Annotated in this window: 2 protein-coding genes; one reads left to right on the plus strand and one right to left on the minus strand. The window is 61.5% G+C overall.

Going from position 1 to position 4,778, the window contains the following annotated elements; genetic code table 11:
• A partial coding sequence (locus tag AC1DLB_RS21565) for a transporter substrate-binding domain-containing protein (protein WP_477785606.1) occupies positions 1–639 on the minus strand: 639 nt, incomplete at its 3' end.
• A gap of 274 nt (positions 640–913) precedes the next feature.
• On the opposite strand from AC1DLB_RS21565, the gene purL reads away from it, so the two are divergent.
• On the plus strand, positions 914–4,778 hold a 3,865-nt coding region (purL, locus tag AC1DLB_RS21570), incomplete at its 3' end, for a phosphoribosylformylglycinamidine synthase (RefSeq protein WP_477785607.1).

Consider the following 4,778-nt stretch of genomic DNA (forward strand, 5'->3'; position numbering starts at 1 on the left):
GGGGAAGTAGACCTGGTTCATCGCCACTTCGTTGGAGTCGACCAGGGTCAGGTCGATCTGACCTTCGTCGACCATACGCAGCAGGTCGACGACTTCAACTGCGTYGGACTCTTCGTATTCAATGCCGGGATATTTCTTTTTCAGCTCTGCCAATTGCTCGGCGTGGGTGCTGCCCTTGAGCACGATGATCTTCTTGCCGACCAGATCGCCTGCGTCGGTCGGCCGCGACTGGCCGTTGCGATAGATGATCTGCGGGGTGACTTCGAGGTAGGAATGGGAAAACCGCACCTGCTTTTTGCGGTCCTCGCTGCTGACCAGGCCGGCAGCGGCCAGCACCGGGCCATTTGGCTTGCCCACCTGATTGAACAGGTCGTCGAGATTGTCGGCGGTTTCGATCTTGAGTTCGACCCCCAGATCGTCGGCGAAGCGCTTCACCAGCTCGTATTCGAAGCCGGTTTCACCATTGCGATCCTGAAAGTAGGTGGCGGGGCTGTTCCGGGTAATCACCCGCAGCACGCCATCCTCCTTTACGCGCTCCAGCGTGTTGGGTTTATCAACACAGCCACTGAGCATCAGGAAGAGTCCGGTTGCGATCAGCCATTTGGCGTACCGCGGACGCAAAGCCGTTGGGAAAAACATCTGCGCAGTATACGCAAAGGACCACGAGCGCCATATCTCGACAGAGAAGGGCTTGTCTGCTAGGGCTTCAAAAACCCGCTTGGAGCCCGCAGGAATGGGCCCGAACAGCATTTTTTGACAGAAAAAATAACCCCCGGCGCGCACCTGTTCAGGGCCCGAATACCCGGCCCGACGTTCGGGTGCAACCGCGTGCACCGTTTCGGGTGATGTCGCGGGCGGTTTAGGCTAGAATGCACGGCCTCAAAGCACACCCCTTCCCGAGGCTGTCCCGAAGATGTTGATCCTGCGCGGCGCTCCTGCCCTTTCTGCCTTTCGCCACAGCAAACTCCTTGAGCAACTGAGCCAGAAGGTTCCAGCTGTCAGCGGCTTGTATGCTGAATTCGCTCACTTCGCCGAAGTTACCGGCGTCCTGACCGGCGACGAACAGCAGGTGCTCGCGCGCCTTCTGAAGTACGGCCCTAGCGTTCCGGTACAAGAGCCCACTGGTCGTCTGTTCCTGGTATTGCCGCGTTTCGGCACCATTTCGCCGTGGTCCAGTAAAGCCAGCGATATCGCTCGCAACTGCGGCCTGACCAAGATCCAGCGCCTGGAACGCGGCATTGCGTTTTACGTCGCCGGCCAGTTCAGCGACGCCGAAGCGCAGCTGATCGCAGACGCGCTGCACGACCGCATGACCCAGATTGTGCTGGGCAACCTCGAACAAGCCTCCGGCCTGTTCAGCCACGCCGAACCCAAGCCCCTGACCGCGATCGATGTGCTGGGTGGCGGCCGCGCCGCGCTGGAAAAAGCCAACACCGAGCTGGGCCTGGCCCTGGCCGAAGACGAAATCGACTACCTGGTCAATGCCTTCCTTGGTTTGAAGCGCAACCCGCACGACATCGAACTGATGATGTTCGCCCAGGCGAACTCCGAGCACTGCCGTCACAAGATCTTCAACGCCAGTTGGGATATCGACGGTCAGAGCCAGGAAAAAAGCCTGTTCGGCATGATCAAGAACACCTACCAGATGCACAGCGAAGGTGTTCTGTCGGCTTATAAGGACAACGCCTCGGTCATCGTCGGTTCCGTGGCCGGTCGTTTCTTCCCGGACCCTGAAACCCGCCAGTACGGCGCGGTGCAGGAACCGGTGCACATTCTGATGAAAGTCGAAACGCACAACCACCCGACCGCGATTGCCCCGTTCCCGGGCGCATCCACCGGTAGCGGCGGCGAGATTCGCGACGAAGGCGCCACCGGTCGTGGCGCGAAGCCAAAGGCTGGCCTGACCGGTTTCACCGTGTCGAACCTGCAGATCCCGGGCTTCGAACAGCCGTGGGAAGTGCCATACGGCAAGCCCGAGCGCATCGTTACCGCGCTGGACATCATGATCGAAGGCCCGTTGGGCGGCGCTGCATTCAACAACGAATTCGGCCGTCCGGCGCTGACCGGCTACTTCCGTACCTTCGAACAGTCGATCACCACGCCCCATGGCGATGAAGTTCGCGGTTACCACAAGCCGATCATGCTGGCTGGCGGCATGGGCAACATCCGTGAAGAACACGTCAAGAAAKGCGAAATCGTCGTTGGCTCCAAGCTGATCGTGCTTGGCGGCCCGGCGATGCTGATCGGTCTGGGTGGCGGCGCGGCTTCCTCCATGGCCACCGGCACCAGCTCGGCAGACCTGGACTTCGCTTCCGTACAACGTGAAAACCCCKAGATGGAGCGTCGTTGCCAGGAAGTCATCGACCGTTGCTGRCAACTGGGCGACAAAAACCCGATCAGCTTCATCCACGACGTCGGCGCGGGCGGTCTGTCCAACGCCTTCCCGGAACTGGTCAACGATGGCGACCGTGGTGGCCGTTTCGAACTGCGCAACATTCCAAACGACGAGCCGGGCATGGCCCCGCACGAAATCTGGAGTAACGAATCCCAGGAACGCTACGTTCTGGCAGTCGGCCCGGCGGACTTCGAACGCTTCAAGGCGATCTGCGAGCGTGAGCGTTGCCCATTCGCGGTAGTCGGCGAAGCCACTGCCGAGCCGCAACTGACCGTGACCGACAGCCACTTCGGCAACAGCCCGGTGGATATGCCGCTCGAAGTGCTGCTGGGCAAAGCCCCGCGCATGCACCGTTCGGTGGTTCGTGAAAACGAGCTGGGCGACGATTTCGATCCGTCGACCCTCGACATCGCCAACTGCGTCGAGCGCGTCCTGCATCACCCGGCCGTGGCCAGCAAAAGCTTCCTGATCACCATCGGCGACCGCACCATCACCGGCCTCGTGGCCCGTGACCAGATGGTCGGCCCGTGGCAGGTTCCGGTGGCCGACGTTGCCGTTACCGCCACCAGCTTCGACGTTTATACCGGTGAAGCCATGGCCATGGGCGAGCGCACTCCGCTGGCCCTGCTGGACGCTCCGGCGTCGGGCCGCATGGCCATCGGCGAAACCCTGACCAACATCGCCGCCTCGCGCATCGCCAAGATCTCCGACATCAAACTGTCGGCGAACTGGATGTCCGCTGCCGGTCACCCAGGTGAAGACGCACGTCTGTATGACACCGTGAAAGCGGTCGGCATGGAACTGTGCCCTGAGCTGGGCATCACCATCCCGGTGGGCAAGGACTCCATGTCCATGGCCACTCGCTGGAACGACGAAGGTGTCGATAAGGCTGTCACTTCGCCGATGTCGCTGATCGTGACCGGTTTCGCGCCAGTGGCTGACATCCGTCAGACCCTGACCCCGCAACTGCGCATGGACAAGGGCACCACCGACCTGATCCTGATCGACCTCGGTCGCGGCCAGAACCGCATGGGTGCCTCGATCCTCGCTCAGGTTCACGGCAAGCTCGGCAAACAGGCACCGGACGTCGATGACGCCGAAGACCTGAAAGCCTTCTTCGCCGTGATCCAGGGCCTCAACGCCGACGGTCACCTGCTGGCTTACCACGACCGTTCCGACGGTGGTCTGCTGACCAGCGTGGTGGAAATGGCGTTTGCCGGCCACTGTGGCCTGAGCCTGAACCTCGACGGTCTGGCAGAGACTTCCGCCGATATCGCCGCGATCCTGTTCAACGAAGAACTGGGCGCTGTGATCCAGGTTCGCCAGGACGCCACCGCGGATATCCTCGCGCAGTTCAGCGCTGCTGGCCTGGGCGACTGCGTATCGGTGATTGGTCAGCCGATGAACAACGGCGAGATCAGCATCACGTTTAACGGCGATACCGTATTCGAAGGTCAGCGTCGTCTGCTGCAACGTCAGTGGGCTGAAACCAGCTACCAGATCCAGCGTCTGCGTGATAACGCCGACTGCGCCGAACAAGAGTTCGACGTGCTGCTGGAAGAAGACAACCCGGGCCTGAGCGTCAAGCTCAGCTATGACGTCAACCAGGACGTCGCCGCGCCTTACATCAAGAAAGGCATTCGCCCACAGGTTGCCGTGCTGCGTGAGCAGGGCGTCAACGGTCAGGTGGAAATGGCGGCCGCGTTCGACCGTGCCGGTTTCAACGCGATCGACGTGCACATGAGCGACATCCTGGCTGGCCGTGTCGACCTGAACGACTTCAAGGGCATGGTCGCTTGCGGCGGTTTCTCCTACGGCGACGTACTGGGGGCCGGCGAAGGCTGGGCCAAGTCCGCGCTGTTCAACAGTCGCGCTCGCGATGCCTTCCAGGGCTTCTTCGAACGTACCGACAGCTTCACCCTCGGCGTGTGCAACGGTTGCCAGATGATGTCCAACCTGCACGAACTGATCCCGGGCAGCGAGTTCTGGCCGCACTTCGTGCGTAACCGTTCCGAGCAGTTCGAAGCCCGCGTGGCCATGGTTCAGATCCAGGAGTCGAACTCGATCTTCCTGCAGGGCATGGCCGGTTCGCGCATGCCGATCGCCATCGCCCACGGTGAAGGCCATGCCGAATTCGCCAGCGAAGAAGCCTTGCTGCAAGCCGATCTGTCGGGTTGCGTGGCAATGCGTTTCGTCGACAACCACGGCAAGGTCACCGAGAAATACCCGGCCAACCCGAACGGCTCGCCGCGCGGTATCACCGGTTTGACCAGCCGCGACGGTCGCGTGACCATCATGATGCCGCACCCGGAGCGTGTGTTCCGCGCGGTGCAGAACTCGTGGCGTTCGGAAGACTGGAACGAAGACGCACCTTGGATGCGTA

It is taken from the genome of Pseudomonas sp. 05N434, assembly GCF_056396965.1.